22 protein-coding genes are annotated in these 24,245 nt (G+C 37.9%); 1 reads left to right on the top strand and 21 read right to left on the bottom strand.

Going from position 1 to position 24,245, the window contains the following annotated elements:
* Positions 1-16: 16 nt before the first annotated feature.
* The 21 genes from UGRO018_RS07240 to hemA all read right to left on the bottom strand — a co-directional run bounded on the left by UGRO018_RS07240 (position 17) and on the right by hemA (position 22,503).
* A complete protein-coding gene (locus tag UGRO018_RS07240; protein WP_416325805.1) occupies positions 17-721 on the bottom strand; it encodes a YlmH family RNA-binding protein in 705 nt (234 codons plus the stop codon).
* A gap of 57 nt (positions 722-778) precedes the next feature.
* Positions 779-1,177 carry a cell division protein SepF gene (locus UGRO018_RS07235; protein WP_416325804.1) on the bottom strand — a complete coding sequence of 133 codons (399 nt, stop codon included), beginning with the start codon at positions 1,175-1,177 and terminating at the stop codon, positions 779-781.
* Between the two features lie 84 nt (positions 1,178-1,261).
* Positions 1,262-1,504, bottom strand: coding sequence for a PRC-barrel domain-containing protein (locus UGRO018_RS07230; RefSeq protein ID WP_416325803.1), 243 nt, complete (start codon positions 1,502-1,504; stop codon positions 1,262-1,264).
* Positions 1,505-1,547: 43 nt separating this feature from the next.
* Positions 1,548-2,327 (bottom strand): RNA polymerase sporulation sigma factor SigG, encoded by a 780-nt coding sequence (gene sigG, locus UGRO018_RS07225; protein WP_416325802.1) that lies wholly within the window; start codon positions 2,325-2,327, stop codon positions 1,548-1,550.
* A 135-nt stretch (positions 2,328-2,462) separates the two neighbouring features.
* Positions 2,463-3,170: an RNA polymerase sporulation sigma factor SigK gene (gene sigK, locus UGRO018_RS07220; RefSeq protein WP_416325801.1), complete on the bottom strand. Its 708-nt coding sequence runs from the start codon at positions 3,168-3,170 to the stop codon at positions 2,463-2,465.
* A 72-nt stretch (positions 3,171-3,242) separates the two neighbouring features.
* Positions 3,243-4,031 (bottom strand): NlpC/P60 family protein, encoded by a 789-nt coding sequence (locus tag UGRO018_RS07215; RefSeq protein WP_416325800.1) that lies wholly within the window; start codon positions 4,029-4,031, stop codon positions 3,243-3,245.
* A 241-nt stretch (positions 4,032-4,272) separates the two neighbouring features.
* On the bottom strand, positions 4,273-5,358 hold the full coding sequence (locus UGRO018_RS07210; protein WP_416325799.1) for a hypothetical protein: 1,086 nt from the start codon (positions 5,356-5,358) through the stop codon (positions 4,273-4,275).
* 3 nt (positions 5,359-5,361) lie between these two features.
* A complete protein-coding gene (locus UGRO018_RS07205; RefSeq protein ID WP_416325798.1) occupies positions 5,362-10,323 on the bottom strand; it encodes a fibronectin type III domain-containing protein in 4,962 nt (1,653 codons plus the stop codon).
* Positions 10,324-10,654: 331 nt separating this feature from the next.
* Positions 10,655-11,707 (bottom strand): hypothetical protein, encoded by a 1,053-nt coding sequence (locus UGRO018_RS07200; protein WP_416325797.1) that lies wholly within the window; start codon positions 11,705-11,707, stop codon positions 10,655-10,657.
* 9 nt (positions 11,708-11,716) lie between these two features.
* Entirely contained in the window at positions 11,717-12,349 is a 633-nt protein-coding gene (locus tag UGRO018_RS07195) for a GNAT family N-acetyltransferase (RefSeq protein WP_416325796.1), read from the bottom strand.
* 80 nt (positions 12,350-12,429) lie between these two features.
* A complete protein-coding gene (locus tag UGRO018_RS07190) occupies positions 12,430-13,155 on the bottom strand; it encodes a SigB/SigF/SigG family RNA polymerase sigma factor (RefSeq protein ID WP_416325795.1) in 726 nt (241 codons plus the stop codon).
* A complete protein-coding gene (gene spoIIAB, locus UGRO018_RS07185) occupies positions 13,133-13,570 on the bottom strand; it encodes an anti-sigma F factor (protein WP_416325794.1) in 438 nt (145 codons plus the stop codon). The genes UGRO018_RS07190 and spoIIAB overlap by 23 nt, the downstream gene beginning before the upstream one ends.
* On the bottom strand, positions 13,567-13,884 hold the full coding sequence (locus tag UGRO018_RS07180; protein ID WP_416325793.1) for an anti-sigma factor antagonist: 318 nt from the start codon (positions 13,882-13,884) through the stop codon (positions 13,567-13,569). The genes spoIIAB and UGRO018_RS07180 overlap by 4 nt, the downstream gene beginning before the upstream one ends.
* Before the next feature lie 107 nt (positions 13,885-13,991).
* Positions 13,992-14,156 (bottom strand): hypothetical protein, encoded by a 165-nt coding sequence (locus UGRO018_RS07175; RefSeq protein ID WP_416325792.1) that lies wholly within the window; start codon positions 14,154-14,156, stop codon positions 13,992-13,994.
* Between the two features lie 47 nt (positions 14,157-14,203).
* Complete coding sequence (locus UGRO018_RS07170) at positions 14,204-15,385, bottom strand: serine hydrolase (protein ID WP_416325791.1); 1,182 nt, start codon at positions 15,383-15,385, stop codon at positions 14,204-14,206.
* 65 nt (positions 15,386-15,450) lie between these two features.
* Positions 15,451-16,698 carry a precorrin-2 dehydrogenase/sirohydrochlorin ferrochelatase family protein gene (locus tag UGRO018_RS07165; RefSeq protein ID WP_416325790.1) on the bottom strand — a complete coding sequence of 416 codons (1,248 nt, stop codon included), beginning with the start codon at positions 16,696-16,698 and terminating at the stop codon, positions 15,451-15,453.
* Complete coding sequence (gene hemL, locus UGRO018_RS07160; RefSeq protein WP_416325789.1) at positions 16,695-17,987, bottom strand: glutamate-1-semialdehyde 2,1-aminomutase; 1,293 nt, start codon at positions 17,985-17,987, stop codon at positions 16,695-16,697. The genes UGRO018_RS07165 and hemL overlap by 4 nt, the downstream gene beginning before the upstream one ends.
* Entirely contained in the window at positions 17,984-18,958 is a 975-nt protein-coding gene (gene hemB, locus UGRO018_RS07155; RefSeq protein WP_416325788.1) for a porphobilinogen synthase, read from the bottom strand. The genes hemL and hemB overlap by 4 nt, the downstream gene beginning before the upstream one ends.
* Entirely contained in the window at positions 18,951-20,390 is a 1,440-nt protein-coding gene (gene cobA, locus UGRO018_RS07150; RefSeq protein WP_416325787.1) for a uroporphyrinogen-III C-methyltransferase, read from the bottom strand. The genes hemB and cobA overlap by 8 nt, the downstream gene beginning before the upstream one ends.
* A 5-nt stretch (positions 20,391-20,395) precedes the next feature.
* Positions 20,396-21,280: a hydroxymethylbilane synthase gene (hemC, locus tag UGRO018_RS07145; RefSeq protein WP_416325786.1), complete on the bottom strand. Its 885-nt coding sequence runs from the start codon at positions 21,278-21,280 to the stop codon at positions 20,396-20,398.
* Entirely contained in the window at positions 21,277-22,503 is a 1,227-nt protein-coding gene (gene hemA, locus UGRO018_RS07140) for a glutamyl-tRNA reductase (protein ID WP_416325785.1), read from the bottom strand. Before hemA ends, hemC begins: the two co-directional genes overlap by 4 nt.
* Positions 22,504-22,668: 165 nt before the next feature.
* Between hemA and UGRO018_RS07135 the strand changes: the two genes are divergently transcribed.
* Complete coding sequence (locus tag UGRO018_RS07135) at positions 22,669-24,210, top strand: nitrite/sulfite reductase (protein ID WP_416325784.1); 1,542 nt, start codon at positions 22,669-22,671, stop codon at positions 24,208-24,210.
* Positions 24,211-24,245 lie beyond the last annotated feature (35 nt).

Raw genomic sequence — 24,245 nt, 5'->3', positions numbered from 1 at the left:
TCTTCATCTCCCTGCTTTATTCGTATTTTGCGACTTCAATCACCAAATGATCTTTTTTGGTCTTTCCTTTTACGCCTTGAAACAAGAACAAACCTTCTCCTCGTATGGAAATCGTTGTTTCTTCTTTGATCATCGTAGCGCCTTGTTCACATACCATATGGTTGACTTTGATCAAGCCTGCCTGAATCATCTCAGCGGCCTTTCCTCTAGACATATGTCCAAGCGAGGATACCAAAACATCTAGACGCAAAGAGGAAACAACTTTAGTTTCTTGGATCATCTTTTGTTCATGAACGATGGTTTCCAGACTTCGTTTGAAATGTACGCTACAGCGTTTGATCTTGGTAAGATTACATATGAGGTAGGATTCGATATGGGCATCACAAAACAGATATATTTGATCGTCTTTTATAATAAAATCACCAACCATATCACGCTCGATTCCCTGATGCATGATGGCTCCTAATACATCACGATGGGTCAGCTTGGCAAAGGTCTTGGAGTAGGATGCTTTTAAACAGATGGTTGGAAATTCTACTTGATCATCCTCATAAGGAAGAAATGCAAAGCGTACTCGTTGTGCTCCAAGATATCCTCCATCCATTTGATAAGGGATATGCTTTCCGCAAATGCTTTGGGTGATCAAGGCTTCTTCCGGCGTAAAAAAGGGAGTAATGCAGATACGTCTGTAGCGTTGCATTTGATCAATTTGATCATACACACGCTTTACGAACTCCTCATTACCCCGAAAATGTTGTAACTGATGCAAGATGAATCCTTATTCTTCGTTAGCTTCTAAGCTAATTTCACCATGAACGGCTACATTTTTAGGAGCACAAAGAATGACATTATGACCGATTTTTTGAATGGTACCATCCAACGCAAAGATCACACCTGTTAAAAAGTCAATTGTTCTTTGAGCATAATCTCTTTGTAGCTTATGCAAGTTAATGACAGCTGCTTTATTTTCCTTTAAGCGTTTTGCGACTTCCTCTGCTTCATCAAAAGAACGAGGCTCAAACAATACCATTTTGGTATCTCCAGACAAACGACTTACCTTTGATTTCGGCTGCTCATATTCAGACAGGACACGGTTATCTTCTTCCTGTTCTACTTCCAACACATCATCTTCATCCATTGGTGCAATAAATTCTTTAAATTTCTGACCGATGCTCATTTTGGCATACCTCCTATACATTACTAACATTTTAACACAAACTATGCTTTTGAAAAAGGTTTTTTCCAAAAGAAAAGGCAAGATTTAATCAAATCTCACCAGAATGACGTCTCCATTGATATTTTCAATCTCTTTGACATCGATTTCGATTTCTTCTCTGCTAAACAAAAAGGGCAGCATTTTTTTGATACAGGAGCATTTGGGTGTCACAAAGATAGCATAAATTTGATAATTTCTAGGATCAAATCCCATGTCACTTACCACGCCCAACAATCCTCCTGTTCGAATATTAATAACCTGTTTTCCGGCAATTTCACAGTATCTCATTTTCTTCACCTGTTCTATTGTATGTAGTTTTGTGATAAATGTTCTAGTTTTCGATTTCTTTTCTCAATGCCGCTATGGCATTTTTTTCTAATCGGGATACTTGTGCTTGAGAAATACCGAGTTCATTGGCAATTTCGGTTTGTGTCATATCATCATAATACCGTTTCTGAATGATCTCCAATTCTTTTTCTTTTAAATGCTTCATACTTTTTTTCAATGCCATGATATTCGATAGCTTTTCGATTTCATTATGCTCATCCTTGATTTGATCTAATAGAAACAACTCATCTCCATCACTGTTATAGACCGGTTCAAAAATACTTAATACCGATTGTGTAGAGTCCAATGCATCTACGATATCCTTTTCCTTTACTTCTAATACGCTGGCAAGATAACTTACACTCGGTTCCTTTTGATGCGTATGGATATATTCTTCTTTTACTTGAAATGCCTTATAGGCAAGATCTTTTAAGTGTCTGGATACTCGTATGACTTGATTATCTCTTAAATAACGTTTGATTTCTCCCATGATCATAGGTACCGCATAGGTTGAAAATCGTACCTCATGCTTTAAATCAAAATTATCAATGGATTTCACAAGACCGATACAACCCACCTGAAATAAATCATCCATATTTTCACAACGATTATGAAATCGCTGTACGATACTTAAGACAAGCTTTAGATTTCCTTTGATCAGGGTTTCCTTTGCGCTTTCATCTCCTGATTGAAGAGCTACAAACAATTCCTTCATTTCCGCATTGCTCAGCACTGTTAACGAAGATGTGTTAATACCACTTATTTCTACTTTATAACGACTCATTTCCTAACCTCCTAGCCTTGTGTACTAGAAGTCTTCCCTTGATGTTTTACCACTATACGCACAAGTCATCTGTAAGTAACTGGAAACAAAATTCCCTTGACAAAAAGAAAAGCTGCCCACTTAGGGGTAGCTGATTCATTTTATGCATTTTCGTTTTTTTTCGTCCTTTTGAAACTCTCGATAGATCTTCATAAAGGCTCTTTTTTCGATTCGGGAAACATAGGAACGTGAGATATTCATCTGTTTTGCAATTTCTCTTTGTGTCTGTTCCTTTTGTCCATATAAGCCAAAACGTTTGGTAATGATTTCCAGTTCTCTTCCATCAAGTACATGAATAAAGCGTTTGAGCTTTGCGACATTATCTTCTAAGATCATATCTTCGATAATATTCTCTTCCGGTGCGCTAATGGCATCGATCAAGGTAATTTCACTTCCATCTTTATCCGTAGCGATAGCTTCATTCAAAGAAACATTTTGGAAATAGTTTTTACTGCTTCTTAAATACATCAAGATCTCATTTTCAATACATTTACTGGCATAAGTCGTTAGTTTATGTCCTTTTTCCGGTTTAAAAGAATCAATGGCTTTGATGAGTCCGATGGTACCGATACTGATCAAGTCTTCTTTTTGTTCCTTACGAATATCGTATTTCTTTACGATATGAGCAACCAATCTTAGATTATGCTCAATCAGCTTATTGCGAGATTCTTCATCATGCTCGCTTAGCTTTGCGATACAGGTAGCCTCTTCTTCTTTATCTAAAGGTTGAAGAAAACTGTTATTTCTGATATATCCTACATAACATAATGCATTTGACAATAATTCAAATAACGTGGACAACATTTTTATCACCTGTTATCAGTATATGAAATCAAGTGTCGTAAAATGTCGAAACATAAACATAAAAAAAACGGATTACACACGTAATCCGATAGGTGTAGATGCACCTGGTAAATAGATACCAGCAAGTACAACGTTTCTTCCGTTGTATCCACCATGTACAGCTTGATTATTTCCAACATATACCGCAATGTGGCTTCCTCCACCACCATTGTTTGCGTACCATAATAAATCCCCTGGTTGTAGGTTGTTTAGAGATACTTGAGATGCAATTTGTAAGAAGTTATCAGGACCCATGGTATCTTCTACTACTTGTACATCCCCATCCATATAAGTCTTGGTGATCCAAGCACTTCTTCCTACTGCATTGATACTAGCTTCTGCGACTTCTTCACAATACATCTGAGAGCCTACCAAAGAAAGAGCGGTTTGCGCAATTGGACTTGTAATGTTTTCTGTGGCAGGCTGTGGAGCTGCTTCTTGTTGTTTAGGGGCACTTGTTTGTTTGGAAACAGGTGCTGTTTCCTTTTGCGTAGAAGATTCTTGTTCTTGAGCTTGTTGCGTTTGTGTTTGTGTTTGTGTTTGCGTTTCCTGTGCTACTTCTTCTTGTTGTTCTTTTTCTTTGGTTTTAGTTTCTGCTTGTTCCTGATCTTTCTTTGCACTCTTTTTCGTTGAAACCTGTTCGATAGATTTTACTGCATCTTTTGCGGCACTATCGATACCGACAACACCGATTGCGGCGGTTTTATCTTCCTTAGCTGTTGGTGCTGTGTTTCCGAATGCAAGTGCACAAATCATTCCGGCACCTAATACGGTGCAAGTACTATATTTTAACATTTTTGATTTCATATCTATCTTTTTCATGTATGTTGCCTCCCTTAGTTCTTGTTCGATACTCTGTTTTGTAACATAAATACTGAGAATACCGCTTGTCTATCTATACTATACTCGCAAAAAAATCACGTGTAAACAGATGACTGAAGTTTTTGTGACCTTTTTGTGATATTTAATCCTTTTCTTATTTATTCGTGACATAAATGTGATTTTATATCGTTTTTTTCAGTTTTGGATGAAAAAAAAGGATATCTTTGCTCAGATATCCATTTTAACTATGTTTTTTATACTTTTTATAACCTACAAAACTTAAGCATCCTGCAGAAATCAGTAATAACGTTAGATAAAGAGAACGATTGCTATGATCTCCTGTATCTGTTCCTTTTTGATCAGTAGATGGTTGTTTTTGACCATCTTCTCCTTGTGAACCATTTTGCATTTCATCTTCCTCTACAATGATTTGTTTTGGATCCTTTTTGGTTAATGCGAACACACCATCCAAATCATCGGTTTCAAACATAACCATGTGATCTTGTATGGTGATATCAAAGATTTGTAGCTCGTTTTTGATTTGATAGATTGCTATTTGATCTGGATCATATCCGGCAAGCAAAGGCATGCTGATACGTACCTTCCCTTTTGGTTGAATTTGTGTGGTGCCATCCCATAAGCTGATTTCATATGCCGTAAAGGTAGAGGAAACTTCCTTTAGCTGTTGTTTGAAATCATATAATTGAGTTTCATCAGATATTTGTTGAACCTTCATGGAAGTCTGTTTCGCTATCACATCTGAGGTTGCTTCTAAAACGATCCCTGTCGTTTGATCCTGAAGTGTTATATTCTCTACCTTTGGTTGTTCTTCCTCATCAGGATCCTTAGATTCTGACTTTATGGCAATCGGATCTGCGGATAGGATTGCTTCCATTTCATTGGTCTTCGTTGTTTTGTTTACGGTAGTAAGACCTGCTTTCTCTTCATTCATGGTTACGTTCATCAGCGTGTCTTTCGAAGTTGTAAAGTAAATGTCGGCAACATCCAATGTTTGTTCATAGGTAAAGCTTTGTTTACTTGTTACATAAATATCTAATTCTTTGGTTTCTTGGTGATAACGATAATTGACCTTAGCACCTTGTGAGATCATAGCATCACTTGGTTCTAATCCCGATAATTCTCCATCACCTGTTAGCTTTAGGTTAAGGGAAAAGGCATTGACATTGCCGATTCCCTTGATTTGTAATTGAGCTTTATTTTCTTCTTTTGCCGTAACGATGATTTCAGGTGTTTCGCTTGCACTTACCGATGTAAGGAAACAGCTACATGCCACCAGTAACGTTACGACCATGTTTCTTATTTTCATACCCTATTTCCCTCCTGTAAGTGTAATATCCGGTAAAGTCTTTGGCATATCCACCATTAAGGTATCACTTACCAAACGCTGTCCACTGTTTTCTTGTGCATCATCTACACGATAAAGCTGTGCTTTGACACTGGTAAAATTCAAAGCCTCATCTAAATATTCAGGCTCTATCCAATAGATCCATCGACCACTTGCTATCTCATCTAGTGGCGTATGTTCTGGAATGGTTGCCAATAAAATGGAACTTGCTTCTCCTTGTGCATCCGCAATGACTTCATCACGTTCATTCAACAATAAGACTGCATTGAATGCAGGATTACCACGATATTCTCCGGTGAAAACCAAAGAACCTTTCGGAATCGTTTTCCCTTGTGCATACGTATGATCCTGTTTTAATATGCCGATTTCATCTTGTGATAGCTCTATATTGTCTCCTGGAGGAGATAAGACATCTAGCTCCGCAATGGATACTTCTGATTGTTTCCATACAAATTTTACGTACTGAGCATCAAAGATTTCCAATTTGTTGCTTTCTGTATCTTGATCACTGGTAAAGAAAACCGTCTGTGTATCATCTGTGGTATTCAGTTTACCCTTTGCGACACTTTTCCAGTTTTTCTTATCTTGACTGATCATAACTTCATAATCTTTTGGCGGATGTGTGCCATCCTTTGCCATGCTGTATTTAAATCCAATAACCGGTTGATTTTTGTTCATATCGACGATGATTTCAACATTCCCCTTTGTAACCTTACCTTCATAAGTGTTGTCATAGTTTCCATCAAACAATTGATCCAATGGAAGCTTTCTCATTTCATCATCACCTTCGATCATTTGATCGTTGATGGCATTGCTTTGATATACCCAGTCTTGTTTATTGATACTACCATCATGACTGATCTTGATTGGATCCAATACTACCTTATTGGTAGGCTGTAAAGCATAGTCATAGGCAATCACTTCATAGGTATACACACGATTGTTAGAAGTTGTTATGGTATCTTTAAACTCTTGTTCATTGGTAAAGGCGATCACTTCTCCATTACGATAAATCTCATAACCCAGAATCGCATCTTGTGATTGATCCACGCTCATATGAAGTACTGCTTGCTTACTATCATTTCCATGTTGAGCATCATGATCCAATGTCACAGAAAGGGTTGTTCCTTGTGCCATTTCGGCTGTACCTTCTATACGTTTTCTACGTGCGGTTTCATTTAAATAATAGATAGGTTTGGTTTCTTCCTTTAAGCCTCGATCTTTTAACCACTGCTTGGTTTCTTCCGTAGCGACCAAGCCCCAATGTTTAAAGTAATCACTTAGATCTTTTCCTGCGCCAACAGATGCCATACGGATCAATAAATTATCCTTGTCAGCTCCATCAGCACTATGGTGACGATATGCTTGATACATCTTCGCCAATACACCACTTGTATCATTTGGGCGAATATATTGATCATCATAAGCAAGATGTAATTGCCAATACATACCGAGCTGTGTAAATACACTAGAAGAATAACCGATGGTATTGCTTGTTACTTTTTCATATATCTTTGTATAATCATCTTTATAATTTCCGATTCTCGAGAACGATGTTTCATCGATGGTAGAAGAATACAATGCGACAACATTATTTGAAATTTCCGGATATGCCCCATTGCTTTGATCCATGACATGACCGATTTCATGAGAAATGCCCCATCCATACAACGCTCCCCCATAACATTTTTCTGATGAATCTATAGGACATGTATATGGCGTTCCTTTCATCAAACCGGATGCAGAGCCATAAGGAATACCTACATGAGCACCACCTGCATACATAAACGCATTTTGTACATCCATATAACGAATGTTCATTCTGGTACGTGATTTCTGATCTAAGACATCCTGTGCATCTTTTGAAAAACCTTTTTGTGCATAGGTCATATCCATTAATTGTTCTGCCGCTAATTCGTTTTGATATAAACGTTCTATCCAATCGTTTCGATCATTGCTGGTTCCTTTGATACCTTCTAATACCTTAGTTGCAGGAAGCGAGAACAACATTTGATCAGTTGCCAGTTCGCTCACATTCAGTGCCTGTGCTGCCTCACTATAATCAGATGAACTTTGACGCAGTTGTGTAACATATTGTTCTAATTCATCGATATACTCCCCGATTACTTGTTTCATTTGTGTTTCATCACTCATGCCGCTAAGATTCAAATAAGGGATATCTACTGCTCGACTGATACGTACTTTGATCATAGCGGTGGATGGATCATAACTTGGTGTTGTTCCGGTATAACGAATGTATAAAGATCCTCCATGTTCGATATCTTTAGAGGTGATATCTGGTACGGTAATGACGTTTTTTCCAACCTTTAGATCCTGTACGATCTTCCATTTATCAGGTGTCGCATATGGTTGAGAGAATACAAGTTGTACCTTTCCTTTGACTTTAGCATCCTTACCTAGATATACCGTGATTTCATCATTTGCTTTGGCCGCAAAGCCCAATGGCTGTAAATCACTTAAACCATAAGAATACCCTTTTCCACTATCATTAGCGGTAGATATCGTTTGATCAACGACCATGATCTCATCACTTAGGTCTGCATCATTTAAGATTTCTTCTGCATAAGTAAGATCTTGATTCAAGGTTTCATAATCCGGATGCTTTTCTCCTTGGCTCTTTGTTTCCAATCTTGTCCTTAACGCATCGATCGTTGCTTGTGTCACATCAGGATTTAATTCCACTTGAAGATCATCCGCAAATAAAGCATTGATGTCTTTTTCCAAGGAATCATATTCATAAAACTTCAATTCGCTGATTCTCACATAGTTAGGTGAGACCCAAGATTGTGCGAGATTGATCTGAATCTTAGAAGATGTGATCGGTGAAGCTAATTTGATACGATAGTATACACGTCCATTCACATCCTTACAAGATTTCATGCTTGCATCTTTCACTAAGACGATGTTGCCCTGTTCATCCCAATATCGAATCTGAACATAACCATAACCACCCTGTGTGTTATAACTTGGAAGCACGACAAATTCTCCAAATTCATGTGTTTCCTCAAATTCTACGATCGGACTTGGTTTGCCTGCATTAAAGCCTCCGGCATCCCAGGAATTAAAATTCCAATAGCTGGTTTCATCATCATCGACGATATCAAATTTATCATATTCGAAATCATAATCATTCGGATTGATGTTAACCGGATAGATGACGTCTTTGATACCCTTCGTGGTAACACCTGAGCCCATAGAACGATTGATCAAATGATACTTTGGAGTAACGGCCAATGCCAAATCCGTTGTTTTTGCGGCAACGATCGATGATTTAGGTCCTAATCCGATTTCGTTTGCTGCACGCACATAGATCTGATAAGTTTCACCATCTTCAAGATCTTCTAATAAGTAAGACGTTTCTTTGATGGATTGGATCTCCTGATATTCTCCTTGATCCTTGATACGATAATATAAATGATAGGAGGACGCATTCTTTGCCTTTTGCCAATTGACACGAATCTGACGATAGCCTCCTGTAGCATTCACACCGGTTGCCTGTTCAGGAACACTTGTTGGCATAGGTACCACTTTGACACTTTCACCATATCCACTTGACCAATCTCCATTGATGGATTGTACGGATACAATATAAGATTCATAATTTTTTAAACCGGTCAGCGTTACTTCGTTGGTTTGTGTTTTGATCGTTTTTTCTGCCATCTGTTTCGTTTTGACATCATAACCGATGTATTTTACTTCATAACCGGTTACATTGACCACTTCATTCCAACTAACCGCAATGGATTCATTACCACCGATTGCTTGTACATTTTTCGGATAAGCAGCTTGAGGTTCGGGAATCTTCTCATAGACATCATTTAAGAATGTTACCTTAGAGATTTCTGCTAGGTTGGTATTGTTACGATTTCCTGTAACCTTAATTTTGATTTCCTTGACAGCAATTTGTTTTCCAAGATCGATGACAATGCTATCTTGTGCCCTAGCACTACGATAATATCGTTGGATCATATCAAAAGGATACGTAAGTTCTTGCATTTGATTACTTTCATCTAAATACATAACACTGACCATACCTGATGTAATACCATCTTCCCCATCGCCTGGGTCAATATTGATCTTATTCATTTGAACCGGTTCTTTCATCACGATCGGAATATCGACAGGATGTTCTTGAGATATGGTTTGCGTATGATCTTGAAATCCAACTACAAGTGGCTTAGCCTGTGGTTGTACAAGATCTACGATACTTCCTTTGACGAGATAATCATCTTCATCGATTGCCAGATCAATATCGGATGCTGTCAAAATTGGATTAGCGAGAGATTCTTTGGCCGGTTGTAACACATTTCCAAGATTGACATGCACATAACTTAGATCCTGAATGTCAACCACACCATCTTTATTGATGTCATAGCGTCCCGGATCCTTTTGATCAATGGCATTCCATACCAATTGATAATCTTCATCATTGACCACTCCATCATCATTGACATCTCCCATCAAAAAGACTGAAGTATCATCGATATGAAGATATTTGCTGTAGTTTTTAATTTCCACTTCCTGAACTAGGGTATGAAATCCACTACCTTGAAGTGTTAGGGTATAAGTACCCAAAGGAAGGTTATCCATCGTGATATGCACATTGGAAATCTGCGTACCTTCTTCTACTTCAGCATTCCATTGGATTTCTTTTCCCTCAATACTTCCACTCATCGTATCGGATGTAGCAAATAATGGCGTACTTACATGCTCCCCATCCTTTTCCAGCGAAAGATTCATATCCATGTCTTTAGATTCTAAGACAAGCGTAAAATCCACATCTGCAATTAATTGCCCAGTTGCGTTCGATGTGTTCGTCTTCATCTGGTCTTCTTCTTTCGCAAACGATGCCATAGGCATTTGTAGCATGGAAAAAGCCAGCAGACAGCATAGCAATTTTTTCATATTCTTACCTCTTTCACTCTAATGTGATCTTTTTTGCCATCATCACATATATGTCACATAAATATTACCATGATTTTCCTATGTAGTAAAGCTGTTTGCAAACGTAAGAAAATGGATCATATGAAAACAAAGACTCCACACCTAAACAGATACTCGCTTTCTCAGTAACATCGTTTTATTTGCCAGACCTACTATCATCACATCATAAAGAAAAGAAGGAGAACAATGGAAATCAGAATTTTTTTATCATGTCTTCTAAGTCAAAATGTTGATCTTAAGCTTTCTAGTGAAAAAACTGGCCTTAAAAAAAGACCGATCGTATTTGATCAGTCTAATCAGTTAAAAAAGGACGATAATATAGTTTAAACTTCATCTTTTCATTCATTTTTTCCAATGCGATCAAAAAGCCATCCACATCAAACACAGCTACATCAATATAGGAATAATGAATACCGATTGCCCCACCAATGGTTCTTGCAATCGACATATCGTACAACATCTTATTGATTTCTTTTTCCAGCTGTTGTCTTAACAACGCTTCTTTTTCATCTTCATATAAAACTTCATAGAATAAATAACCATATTCCGCACCTCTTTGTTTCATTTCTTTACAAGATTCATACTCTTGATTTAAGAGTTCTTCTTGTAATTGAGGATTGGTGGTAATGATCATTTTCATATCCTTACGTAAGGTTTCACTTGGAAGCTTCTCATCTAACTTATATGCCATATAGATCATCGTTGGATCATGATATTCGCTCCATTCCTCATCGATGATGATATCACAAATATCTTCATAAAAGTTTGGAAGCAAACAAACATCCTCTTCTTCACTTTCCTCTAGTATCGTTTCGATGCTATTGATTCGTGCTTCTAGCTCCAATTCACCGATAAACAGTTCCAACATATACGCAGTCAGACGATTTCGATAATCTTCATCCATACCTTTGAAGGCTTCACTATACACCTTGATATCCAACATCTTCAAGTCGGTATTGATGTTATAATACACCTTAAAATCGGCACCTGTATAATGCTTTCCATTACAATCGATAAAACTATTTAACGCTTTTTCACTTAATGGCGGACGCCAAGCATTTAAGATCCAATCTTCCTTTAATTGTTGAGGAGCATCCTTGATCAATAAGGCAGTACAGAACTGTACATTTTTATCTCCACCACTTGGAAAGGTCATTTCATAGAAACCATTCTCATTTAGCTCTACTTCCATCTTGGTTCCTACGATATTCACCAAGCGTGCATTCAGATCCTCTAATAAATGATTCAATTCGTGTTGATCATGTTCCTTCAAACAAAGCTCGATGTCTTTTTGTATCGTTTCGAAATATTGCCAAAAATGCTTTACTCTATGTTTTAAATTCATTTGTTCACCTCAATCATTTCTTATCAACAGACAATACTGTTTTAAATCGTAATTCGTATGAGTAATGACGCTCATCAGCTTGAAACCGGCACTTTCATATAAAGATAAATTATCTTTATGATGCGTTTCCATCGTAACATCCATCCCGTGCTCTTTCGCATCCTTACAAACCACATCCATCAAATGTCTTGCCAATCCTTTTCCTCTCATGGATCCTTTTGTAAACATCATATCGATATGATAGTGATCATGATTGACGAATTCCTTTACCCATCTACTCGTAAACATATCCCAACATTTAATGACATGCCAGATACTGGCAAAAGAATGTAGGGACAATAACATCGGTATCATCTTGATATTCAAAAAGAATAAACGTACATGATACGTCCATGATACCTCTAAACGAGAATCATACACGATTGCTACGCTATTTAGTTCTTTACTGTCAGCGATAAAATGACAATAGGGACAAATCGCATGCAAATAATGCTTGAAGAAATATTTGACCATTCTTCTTCTAGATATTTCGTTGGGAAACACGGTACGATATAGATCATCTTCATAAAAATTCTCTGCCATTTCTTTATAAATAGCTGTTTTTTCATAGTCGCTCAGTTCATAGACCTGTGCAAACGACATGTTCTCACATCCTTACTCTTCCCGATATTATATCATACTTTTTTCATAGAGAAAACAATATTCTATCACAAGAAAAGCATCTAGTCATTCACTAGACGCTCCTTTAATTTTTTCAATATCTTTTTTTCCAGACGGGATACCTGAACCTGGGAGACATTCAGCTTTTTCGCAATATCTTCTTGTTTCATACTTAAATCATAACGATAGTGTAGTAACAGTTGATCTCTTGCATCTAAGCGTTTGATTTCTTCTTTTAGACTCACGCTCATCACGACATCTTCTTCCTTGCGATTTTTCACTTTATCTTCTAAGACAATGGGAGAGCCATCGTTTTCATAAATGGTTTCATCAAGAGAGTAAACGAATTGATTGGCCTCAAAAGCAACGATCACATCACCGACATCCATACCAAGATCATCTGCGATTTCTTGATAAGTTGGCTCATGGTGTAGCTTTTGAAACAATGCTTCCTTACTTTTTAACATGGTCAGATAGCCTTCTTTGATCGAGCGTGAGATTCGCATACTGCCATCATCTCGAAAATATCGTTTGATTTCTCCCATGATGATAGGAACCGCATAAGTAGAAAATTTCACTCCATAGCTGACATCAAAATGATTGAGCGCCTTCATCAAACCAACACAACCGATCTGAAACAGATCATCATTGCTTTGTCTTGGCTTATGAAATCGCTTGACGATTGCATAGACCAAAGGTGTATTCGCCTTTACAAATTCATCTCTGGCCTCCTTGTCCCCCTGTTGAATCAATGCAATTAATTCTTCATTGCTCTTCTTGGTTTCCATGATTGATTTTCTTTTTGATATGTAGATCGCATCCCTTGTCTTTTTCACTTTTGATGATAAATTCATCCGCAAAGGTCTGCATGATCGTCATGCCCATGCCACTTCGCTCTAAATACTCTTTACTTGTATACATTGGTTGCATGGCCTGTTTGATATCCTCAATGCCACAACCTTCATCACGTACATGAATATAAATATAGGTTTCATCATAACTGACCTCTAATAAGATCACACCATCTTCTTTACCTTCATAACCATGAATCATTGCATTGACAATTGCTTCTGCCAATATCGTCTTGATTTCCATAACATCTTCCATAGACAGATCCAATGGCATCAAAAATGCCACGGTAGCAGTTCTCGCAAAGGCTTCATTTTCCAGCTTACTGTCAAATTCCAATTTCATTTTATTCATAGCTTTACCCCATTTCTTTCATACCGTATGATCTGAAAGATCCCGGACATCTGAAACAGCTTTTCATTTGTTTTAGATAAATTACAGATCACAAGTTCTGCATGTTTCTTTTTCAGCTGTTTATATCGTGCCAGTACAAATCCAATGCCTGTACTATCCACAAAGCTGACCTCTTCAAAATCAAGCTTTACCATTTTCGGTTGATATTGTTCAATCAGATCAATACAGATCTGCTTTAGATTGGTCACACTGAGATTGTCTAATTCACCAAAGAAATAGAAGTACAATATGCCATCTTTAAACTGATGTTTCATGTTCATCACCCTTTCACGTTCCTTATCTTATCACTTTTCATTTTCGGCTTGTGGATAATCGCCAAAGGTTGTCAAAAGCTAACAAAACTAGACAAGAAAAGCATGTCCTAAGACATGCCCATATCATCATCTTCATCATCAAAATCCATACCATATTCTTCCATATAGCCCGCTTGTTCATCTGCATCATGAGCAACTTTCAACAGGGAATACAATAAAAGAAATAAGCCGGCGACAGAGAGAAAAACGATGATCCAAACAATATTTGTCATATGTTTACACTTCCTTTGCGAAGTTAGTATATGCCCACACGTTTCAATTAACTATTGACAAAAATATCCTCAAACGTTTTCATAAAGATATCCAAAAAATTTAAGGGTGCGATGTCTTGTCCGGCAGCGATATCAATTTGCATGGTATAGCCATCTGACATTTCAATCTTCATATGTCCGATCTTTTTGCCTTTATGATATGGTAATTCTTTTTGTTCCAGAATGATTTCTTTTTTTGTTTCTTTTGGTGTAGATCCCTTTTGATATACATAGACAGCATCCTCCATGGTCACAAGATCCACCGTATCAGGCTTTCCGTTTTCCACTTTTTGGGTTTGTATCGTCGTTCCTTTTTTATATAACACACTTTGCTCATATTGTGAGAATCCATAATCTAATAGTTGTATCATTTCTTTATTTCTTACCTTACTGCTCGGTTCCCCCATGACCACACCAATCAAACGCAATCCGTCCTTTTTCGCTGTTGTAGTGATACAAGAAAGAGCTTCGGTGGTAAAACCGGTTTTCAACCCATCTACTCCCGGATATTGTTTTAACAGCTTATTCGTATTTACCAACCAGAATTTCGCATCACTATCTTCTCTGATATAAGCATCATAGGTACTGGTGATCTTTAATAGATCCTCTTTGCCTTCTTTGATCAAGGCACGAGCAATGATCGCCATATCCTTAGCACAAGAATAGTGATCGGGATCATGTAATCCTGTTGGATTCATAAAATGGGTATTCTCCAATTTTAATTCCTTTGCTTTTTCATTCATCATTTCCACGAAACCTTCTGTGGTACCACCTATTTTTTCTCCCATTGCTACCATCGCATCATTGGCAGATGCAATACAGATACTTTTGACCATGTCCTCTACGCTCATGGTTTCCCCAACCTCTAGAAACACTTGGCTTCCTCCCATGCTGGCGGCATATTCACTTGTTGTTACGCTATCATCCCATTGAAGCTTACCATCATGTAGCGATTCAAAAATCAAAAGCAATCCCATCATTTTCGTCATTGATGCCGGATATAATTTTTCTTTTTCATTTCTGGCATAAATCACTTTTCCTGTTGTATTTTCACATAAGTACACTCCCTTGGCACTCGCTGCCAATTCCCCGCTTGATTCCTGTTGCTTCTTTTCTTCACCATAGATGGGCAAAGTGATCGATGGAAGTAGCAAACATAGACTCAAAAAGATCAGACATAGTTTTTTCATTGTTATCAACCTCACCATATCCTATGCGTTATGATGAAAAAAAAGACCTTGCAGAAGCAACGTCTTTAGGAAGTAAGTTTTGATATCATAAGAGGTTTTAATGCCGGATCACTGATACAGCTTTGTTGAACCAATGTGACATCATGATCTTTCAATCGTTGTATGATTCTTTGTCCATCAATTTCCATATGATAACCGGATAGCATCAATAAAGAATAAACACACACCTGTTTAAAACACGAAGCAACATCCAGCTTGTCTAATTGTTTCTCGCAACAAAACATGGTATCCTTTGGAACCTTTATATCTTTGATCAATGACGCAAAGTTACCTGATTCACTGGAATGATAAACGATCAACAACGTCTGTTGTTCTTTATGATAAGCCCTATGGATACACTGAATCAATTCTTGAACCTGAGATAGCGTGGAAAATGGTAACGGTGCGATTTCAAAAGTTTCATTCGTTTTCTTGATTTGCTCATAAAAGCGCCCCTCTTGCAGAAGCATTGGATATAACAAAGTATCGACCTTACATAGTTGAAGATACGTCAGGATTTCTTTGAACGGTACCACCAATCGATTCTTTTCATTTAAGCTTGTTTGTACTGCTTGTGATAAATATGCAACATAACATGGTACGTTATTGGCTAATGTTACCTCTTGAAGGAAGTCAAAGACATCTTTGGTTAGGGTATCGGGATATCGTACACCATGAAACACAAGCAATTTTGCTTGTTTCATCTTAATCGCATCACATAAGAAAGATAAAAAGGAACATGGTTGTTTTGGTAATGTTTTGAGTAGCTCATGTAAGATTTCTTTCTCTTGAATTTGTGAAATCAAATAGGTTCGCAGTTCCTTCAAATAGGGTAACTTATCCTTATATTCCTCATTATATACTTCCATCAATCGTTGTAGAAAAACTCGATTGAATGCAGGATATGCGCCCTTTGTAGAAAGAGCACATTGTAAATATTCATCTTCATAAGATAATACACTATGCAATACACTACTGGAAGGCGTCACTGATAAGCAATAGATTCCCTTATTTCTACCATCTTTGACGATTTGTTCGTTTAGACTGGCATCATCAGTTGCCGCATGAACAAGAAAACAATCTTTCAGAAAGGCTTCATCATAGTCAGATTCGATGATCGTAACAGGAAGTGTCAAGAATTCCTCATTTATCTTTTTAGCAACCACAATGACCTGTGCTTGAGCACTTAGATATTGATGGACCTTACGAAGCGCCATCGCTCCTCCACCTACGATCAATACCCTTTGATGCCTACAATCAAGATCGACCATCATGATACAAGTACCTGACAAGCCCCTTCTATGATGGATATCGTTTGATCAAGCTCTTTTTTGGTATGTGCATCTGATAAAAACATACATTCATATGGAGATGGTGGTATCAAAATTCCATGTTCCAATAAATATCGGAAATATTTGATAAAAGCTTCCTTGTCAAGATGTTCAACATCTTGATAAGAATGAACATCATGATCACAAAAAAACAAGGTCAATAGACTTCCGCATTGATGTATTCGATAAGGCAAATGATATTGATCTAAGGCTTGTTGGATTCCTCGTTGAAAGTATCGACCCTTTTCATTTAAAGTTTGATAAATCTCCTGATGATCTCTTAAATAAGTCAATAATCTTGTGCCTAGATACATAGCCAAAGGATTTCCGGATAAGGTACCTGCTTGATAAACAGGACCAACAGGAGAAACCATTTCCATGATTTCCTTTCGTCCTCCATAAGCTCCCACGGGTAAACCTGCCCCAATGATCTTCCCAAAACAAGCCATATCCGGTTTCACTCCATAATATTGTGCAGCTCCACCATAAGCAATACGAAAACCACTGATTACTTCATCAAAGATCAAAACAATACCATGTTGATCACAAAGTGCTCTTAATTCCAACAAAAAACTTCGCTCAGCCGGTATCAAGCCCATGTTCCCGGCAATCGGTTCAATGATGACACAGCCGATTTCATTGAGATTTGCTTCGATACAAGCTTTGAAAGAAGCAATGGAATTATATTGACATACCAAAGTGTTTTTCACGATATCTGCAGGTACCCCAGGACTTGTTGGTGTCCCAAAAGTCAAAGCTCCTGATCCCGATCTTACCAATAGCCCATCACTATGACCATGATAACAACCTTCAAATTTCACGATTTTATCCCGTTTGGTATACCCTCTTGCGACACGAATGGCACTCATGGTTGCTTCCGTTCCGGAATTCACCATACGTACCATGTCAATCCCATCATATGCCTCTACGATCAAAGAAGCCAGTGCTACTTCATTTGGCGTACATAATCCATAACTGATTCCCTTTTGAATCACACTTTCTAATCCTGCTTGTAGAAAAGGATGCGCATGTCCAAGGATCATGGGACCCCAAGAACAAATATAATCCAAATAATCATTTCCATCTACATCGTAGATATGGCTACCTGATGCATGGTCAATAAAGATAGGATCCGTTTGCACATTGGCAAAGGCACGTACAGGAGAATCTACACCACCGGGAATGAGATGACATGCATGTTGATACCATGCATTGCTTTGTTCATGCTTCATGCGACACCTCGCTCATCCAATAATCTTGCCAAATATAAGGCAAAATAGGTGATGATCAAATCCGCTCCTGCTCGTTTCATCGATAAGATGCTTTCATAGATGACTTCTTCTTTCATTAAGCCACTATGTACGGCATGTAACAACATACTATATTCCCCACTCACATTATAGACGCAAAGTGGCATACGCAACCGATCCTTTGCACGTGCTACGACATCAAGATAGCTCAATGCCGGCTTTACCATGATGATATCTGCCCCTTCCATGATATCCGCATCGATTTCTCTTTGCGCTTCTTCTCCATTGGCGATATCCATTTGATAACTTTTACGATCACCAAAACAAGGCGCACTATCCGCTGCTTCTCGAAACGGTCCATAATAACTCGAAGCGAATTTTGCGCTATACCCCATGATCGGTAAGTCTGTAAATCCTGCTTCATCTAAGGCTTGTCGCATGCTTTGAATATGTCCATCCATCATATCACTTGGTGCCACCATATCAACCCCTGCCTTTGCATAACTGATCGCAATTTGATTCAAATAAGGTAAGGTCGCATCATTATCTACATCATGTGCTTCATTCAATATGCCACAATGTCCATGACTTGTATATTCACACATACAAACATCGCCGATGACATACATTTCTGGTGCATATTCCTTAATAAAAGAAATGGCCCTTTGTACGATACCGTCCTGTTGGTAAGCAACACTTCCTACCTCATCCTTATGCTCGGGAATCCCAAATAGGATACAACTATGGATACCACATGCTTTCATTTCATCTAATACTTCATGTAGACGATCGATAGAGTAATGGTAAACATCCGGCATGGAACTGATTTCCTCCTTTATTTGTGATCCCTCAACCACAAAAATAGGATAGATCAAATCTGCTTTATGAAGTCTGGTTTCTTGCATCATAGAACGTATCACTTGATGCTTTCTTAATCTTCTTCCTCTATACATGACTTAACTCCTCTCTGACGATATCTAACAATACCGCTTTATCTGCTTGTTTGCTTTCTATGATGGATGTCACACCTTCATCTTGTAATGCCTTGCTTGTATGAGGTCCAATGGAAAAACAACGTGTTGCTTGATGTAATATTTCCTTACAAGCACGAACATGAAACGCACTGGTAAAAACCATTGCATCATAATGTTCATATACTGTTTCAAAAGGAATGGCAACACTGGCATAAAGAGGAATCGTTGTGATATGATCACATGACAATGACTCCTCCAATGTATGGTTATCATTTGACGCCTTCGCAATCACTACATGATCCATAGGATCGATATGACGATTTAATACTTCTGCTAAGTGTTTACTATCACTTTTCTTTGTTTCTATATCAGCTTGTATCCCACATCGATGTAAAGCTGCTGTTGTTTTCTTACCAATGCTAGCGATCTTTATACCTACCAAACTTCTTGCATCTTTCCCACTTTCTAATAATTGATGAAAGAAAGACTCTACACCATGAACACTTGTAAATACAAGACAGTTTACCGTATTAAGATCAAGATCATCCAACATATGAGAGCGTTCCTTAATATATCCCACCTGTACTTCTTCTACCATAGCGCCAAGAGCTCTTAAAAAGTCCCCTTGGACCTCTTTTTGTAATATCGGGATCAGGATACGTTTCCCTAATAATGGCAATTGATCTAAAAAGTTTGTTTTTGAGGTTAAAGAAATAACGTCACCTACCACAATGGTACAAGGGCTTTCCATTTCAATCTCACAATGAAGTGCTTCTTCTATGGAAGTCATCACGACCCTTTGATCATAACGAGCTCCATTGCTAATGAAAGCTACCGGTGTTGATCGATCTTTTCCATGTAATAAAAGCTGTGTCAATAGCTCTTGCTTATGCTTTCGCCCCATCAAGAATACCAAAGTATCCTTACTTTCTGCCATAGATGCATAATCTAAATCAGATAAGGTATCCTTACTGGTATGAGCACTATACACACGAAAGCCTCGATTGATTCCTCTATGCGTAATGGGAAAACCTGCATAAGTCAAGGCCGCTATACAGCTTGATATGCCCGGTACTACTTCAAAGGCAATCCTTGCAGATGATAGTGCTATGGCTTCCTCACCACCTCTACCAAAGACATAAGGATCCCCTCCCTTTAATCGTACAACACAAGGATATTGTCTTGCCTTTTCTATCAATACTTCTTCAATGGTTTGTTGTGGCATGGTATGATGATGATTTTCTTTTCCAACATCGATTTTTTCACAGTTTTCCTTCAACATCAATAACAGCTGTGGATCGATCAATCGATCATATAGCACACAATCAGCCTGTTTCAAAATCGCCATTCCCTTAACTGTCATCAAATCATAATTGCCACAACCTGCGCCAATAAGATACACTTTTCCCATACGTATCAACCCTTCTTCATTTCTGTTGCTGCGATCATTGCTAGTTCATGCTCCTTTGATAAAGGAACTTCAAACAATTGTTTTCTTAACTCTGTGCCGTCTTCCTTACCATAGACACATTGAAGCGTAATATGGTCTTCATCGATATGACAACGAGCACCGATGGGAGTATGACACCCTCCATTCATCAAATATAAAAACGCTCGCTCGATCCTTGTTTCTCTGGTATCTTGTTCATTCGCCAATAAATGGATCATTTCTTTTAAGGTTTCATCCTCTTCACGTAATTCCAGACCAATCGCTCCCTGTGTCGTCGCCGGTACCATTTCATCCTCAGAAAAATAATAACTGATACATTCCTTTTTCTTCAGCCGATGCATTGCCGCAGCTGCCACTACGATGCCATCCAATCCTTCCTCTTCCATTTTCTGTAAACGAGTATCGATATTTCCACGAATACCGACAATATTTAAATCAGGGCGATATGCTAATAACTGATACTTTCTACGCTTACTACCTGTCGCAATGATGGCATGTGGTCTAAGTTCCTGTAAACTGGAAGCGTTTCTTAATACTAACACATCTCTACTATCCTCACGAAGCATTACATCACCCAAGGCTAAGCCTTTGCTTAATCTAGCCGGCATATCTTTCATACTATGTACAGCAAGATCGATATCATGCTGTAAGAGCTGTTGTTCTATTTCTTTGATAAAGATTCCACTGGTACTCATTTGATCTAATCTTGCTTGCTGATTACGATCTCCATGTGTTTGTATGATCTTAATTTCAAATGTATGTTGTGGATAAGCTTCACTTAGTCGATCCACGATTTGTTTTGTTTGTAGAAGTGCTAATTTACTTCCTCTGGTTCCAACGATGATATTCATCCTTTTTCCTCCGTCTGAAACAGTTGTGTTATCATATTCAGATATTCCTGTTGATGTTCTTTATTTTTAGAAAGCATCAGCATAGGCTCTTTGATCATACGAAAAAAAGAAGCCTTTAAAATTTTTTGTACGATGCGCTGTTCATGATGATCCAAATCGATTTTAGATAAAATCATCTCATATGCCATTTGGGCACTCTCCTCGCTTTTCCTTTGTAAAGAAGATATCGCTTCCTGAAGCGGTTGACTATCTAACCATTCGACCACTTCCTCTACTCCATCGATCAATTCCTTATGTGCCATCTTTAATAACTGTTCTCGCTGTCTTACATGTTCATTTTTCACAAGTGAGAGATCATCAATTCCAACCACCTCCACACCAAGTGATGAAATGCGTTTATCGATATCACATGGCATAGCCAAATCAATACATAGCTGTTTGGAATGGGGTTTTGGATATTGGGCGAAGCATAAGATTTGATGTGGAGAGCTTGTCGCAGAACATACAAGATCACATTGACTTACTATGTGATAACGTTCTTCAAATGGCACGATATGAATTCGCTTATCATCCTGTAACATTTGCGCATGTTTGAATTGACGACTACAAATATACAATGCTTTAACATCCTCTTCTTTACAATAGGTTAAAAATAACTTCGCAACTTCGCCACTACCAATGATCAATACGGTTTTATCTTTTAAAGCCATTTTCTTTTTTATCATACACATGGCTATATAAGGAAGCGAAATCGGGTTTGCGCTGATCTGATACTTTGTTTTGATCTGTTTCACTGTTTTAAAACAATTTTGAAAGATCCGATGCATCTGTTTTTGACATGCTTGCATATGAACCGCAAAAGCATACGCCGCTTGTATTTGTGATTCGATTTGATCCTCACCTATGATCAAAGAATGATATCCCAAACAAACCTCATACAAATAAATCAATGCATCTTTTCCTTTTTTTATCATCAAATAAGGTCGTATCTCTATTTTAGCCATTGCTTCATACAATTGTATCACAGCATCTATTTGATCTTCTGCTTCATATAAAAAATACAATTCACTACGATTACAGGTTGCGACAATGACCGCTTGGAAAACTTCTAACTCTAATAATCGTTCATAGCATTCTATTTTCTGACTATCCATAAAGGCAACATGACTTCGAATAGCTTCATTTGCCTGCTTATGACTGATTGAAATTACTGCAAATTCCAAGAACCTCACCTGCTTTCTTATCTATTATAGAGAAGTTTTTTTTCTTACACAAGAACACTTGACATATTTACTATAAGAATATCTAATAGGGGTATAAAAAAATAAATCTTGATTGTGAAAATGTGGTATGATAACCTTGTTAAGGTTCATAAAAAGGAGATTGAAATGGAAAAAGAATTATTACAGGAATTGAAGGATGAAATTAAAGTATTCAAAGAACAAACAGATAAATTCATCAACAAAGAATTAGGCGTAAAAGAATTCAAGGGCTTTTCCGGTGGGTTCGGAAGCTATGCACAACGTGGTGCGGAAACCTTTATGTTACGATTGAGAATGAATCAGGGTGTTGTCACAAAAGATCGTCTTGCCTTCGTATGTAAGGTGTGCAAAGAACATTCCGTCAACAAAGCTCATTTGACAACCTGTCAAACCATACAGCTACATGATCTTGCTAGTAGCAGCGTACCAAACATTATGGAAGATGCGTTAGATCATGGCATCGTTTGTCGAGGTGGTGGCGGAGATTTCCCAAGAAACGTTATGTGCTCTCCCTTATCCGGTATTGATCCCGAAGAGACTTTTGATGTACGTCCCTATGCACAAGCAGTTGGAGAATATTTATTATCCATCGTCAATAAGTATTCCTTGCCTAGAAAATTAAAAGTTGCATTCAGCAATACCGAACGTAATGAATCTCATGCGAATTTCCGAGACTTAGGCTTTATCGCCAATGCCGATCATACCTTTGATGTTTATTGTGCCGGAGGCTTAGGAAACAATCCGAAAATGGGTGTCAAAGTTGGAGATCATATCAACCCTGCCCACATTCTATATTATGTTAGTACGATGGTTTTGATGTTCATGGAACATGGAAATTATGAAAATCGAGCAAAAGCTAGAACCAGGTATATGCAAGATACGTTAGGGGTAGAAGGTCTACAAAAAGAATTTAAAGAAAAAGTAGAGCGTGCGATGCAAGGTCAACATCATGATTTAGAGGTATCTATGCAATTGATTCAAAAAACCGGACCTTCCGCAATGCTTGATCATCCTCGTATCTTTGTACAAAAACAGCCAGGTCTTTTTGCGGTCTATTATCATCCGATCGGTGGAACTTTACATCCGGAAAAGCTTATGGAACTATACGAAGCCATCAAAGATATGGAAGACGTAGAAATTCGTATCACACCACAACAAGGAATGTATATTGTCCATTTAACAGCTGAAGAAACTAAAACAATACTTGCTTTAACAGAAGATGGTGCAACAAATGTTTTTGAATCCAGTGTAGCATGTATCGGTGCCGCAACTTGTCAAGTAGGGTTACGTGATTCTCAAAAAGCGTTACAACAAACAATTGATACGTTAAGAACACAGAATGTCAATACAGATTATCTACCAAAATGCTTCTTTAGTGGTTGCCCTAGCTCATGTGGCACAAGTCAAATTGGTGCATTTGGGTTTCAAGGTAGCGTTAAACTTATCGATAAGAAACCTCAGCCAGCCTTTCAATTAAGTATTTTAGGAAATGATTCCTTATCCCATGCTGTATTCGGAGAACGTGCCGGTGTCATCTTAGAACAGGATATACCAGCCTTTCTTAAGGAAATCGCAGATGCTACCGCAACAAGTAAACAAAACTTTACGATATGGGTGAAAGAACACATGGATCGCTTCCAGGAAATTTTAGATCCTTATATATCATAACGATCAACCAGAGTATTACGCTCTGGTTTTTTCAT

This window comes from Hoskinsella mucinilytica, assembly GCF_045223415.1.
In the GTDB taxonomy this organism is placed as follows: domain Bacteria; phylum Bacillota_I; class Bacilli_A; order Erysipelotrichales; family Erysipelotrichaceae; genus Hoskinsella; species Hoskinsella mucinilytica.
This window is presented reverse-complemented; position numbering and strand designations above follow the sequence as displayed.

Bases quoted from the DNA above. Each gene is read 5' to 3' on its own strand.
- UGRO018_RS07235 (WP_416325804.1), bottom strand. From the start codon at position 1,177: ATGAGCATCGGTCAGAAATTTAAAGAATTTATTGCACCAATGGATGAA.
- UGRO018_RS07230 (WP_416325803.1), bottom strand. From the start codon at position 1,504: ATGAGATACTGTGAAATTGCCGGAAAACAGGTTATTAATATTCGAACA.
- sigG (WP_416325802.1), bottom strand. From the start codon at position 2,327: ATGAGTCGTTATAAAGTAGAAATAAGTGGTATTAACACATCTTCGTTA.
- sigK (WP_416325801.1), bottom strand. From the start codon at position 3,170: ATGTTGTCCACGTTATTTGAATTATTGTCAAATGCATTATGTTATGTA.
- UGRO018_RS07215 (WP_416325800.1), bottom strand. From the start codon at position 4,031: ATGAAAAAGATAGATATGAAATCAAAAATGTTAAAATATAGTACTTGC.
- UGRO018_RS07210 (WP_416325799.1), bottom strand. From the start codon at position 5,358: ATGAAAATAAGAAACATGGTCGTAACGTTACTGGTGGCATGTAGCTGT.
- UGRO018_RS07205 (WP_416325798.1), bottom strand. From the start codon at position 10,323: ATGAAAAAATTGCTATGCTGTCTGCTGGCTTTTTCCATGCTACAAATG.
- UGRO018_RS07200 (WP_416325797.1), bottom strand. From the start codon at position 11,707: ATGAATTTAAAACATAGAGTAAAGCATTTTTGGCAATATTTCGAAACG.
- UGRO018_RS07195 (WP_416325796.1), bottom strand. From the start codon at position 12,349: ATGTCGTTTGCACAGGTCTATGAACTGAGCGACTATGAAAAAACAGCT.
- UGRO018_RS07190 (WP_416325795.1), bottom strand. From the start codon at position 13,155: ATGGAAACCAAGAAGAGCAATGAAGAATTAATTGCATTGATTCAACAG.
- spoIIAB (WP_416325794.1), bottom strand. From the start codon at position 13,570: ATGAATAAAATGAAATTGGAATTTGACAGTAAGCTGGAAAATGAAGCC.
- UGRO018_RS07180 (WP_416325793.1), bottom strand. From the start codon at position 13,884: ATGAAACATCAGTTTAAAGATGGCATATTGTACTTCTATTTCTTTGGT.
- UGRO018_RS07175 (WP_416325792.1), bottom strand. From the start codon at position 14,156: ATGACAAATATTGTTTGGATCATCGTTTTTCTCTCTGTCGCCGGCTTA.
- UGRO018_RS07170 (WP_416325791.1), bottom strand. From the start codon at position 15,385: ATGAAAAAACTATGTCTGATCTTTTTGAGTCTATGTTTGCTACTTCCA.
- UGRO018_RS07165 (WP_416325790.1), bottom strand. From the start codon at position 16,698: ATGATGGTCGATCTTGATTGTAGGCATCAAAGGGTATTGATCGTAGGT.
- hemL (WP_416325789.1), bottom strand. From the start codon at position 17,987: ATGAAGCATGAACAAAGCAATGCATGGTATCAACATGCATGTCATCTC.
- hemB (WP_416325788.1), bottom strand. From the start codon at position 18,958: ATGTATAGAGGAAGAAGATTAAGAAAGCATCAAGTGATACGTTCTATG.
- cobA (WP_416325787.1), bottom strand. From the start codon at position 20,390: ATGGGAAAAGTGTATCTTATTGGCGCAGGTTGTGGCAATTATGATTTG.
- hemC (WP_416325786.1), bottom strand. From the start codon at position 21,280: ATGAATATCATCGTTGGAACCAGAGGAAGTAAATTAGCACTTCTACAA.
- UGRO018_RS07135 (WP_416325784.1), top strand. From the start codon at position 22,669: ATGGAAAAAGAATTATTACAGGAATTGAAGGATGAAATTAAAGTATTC.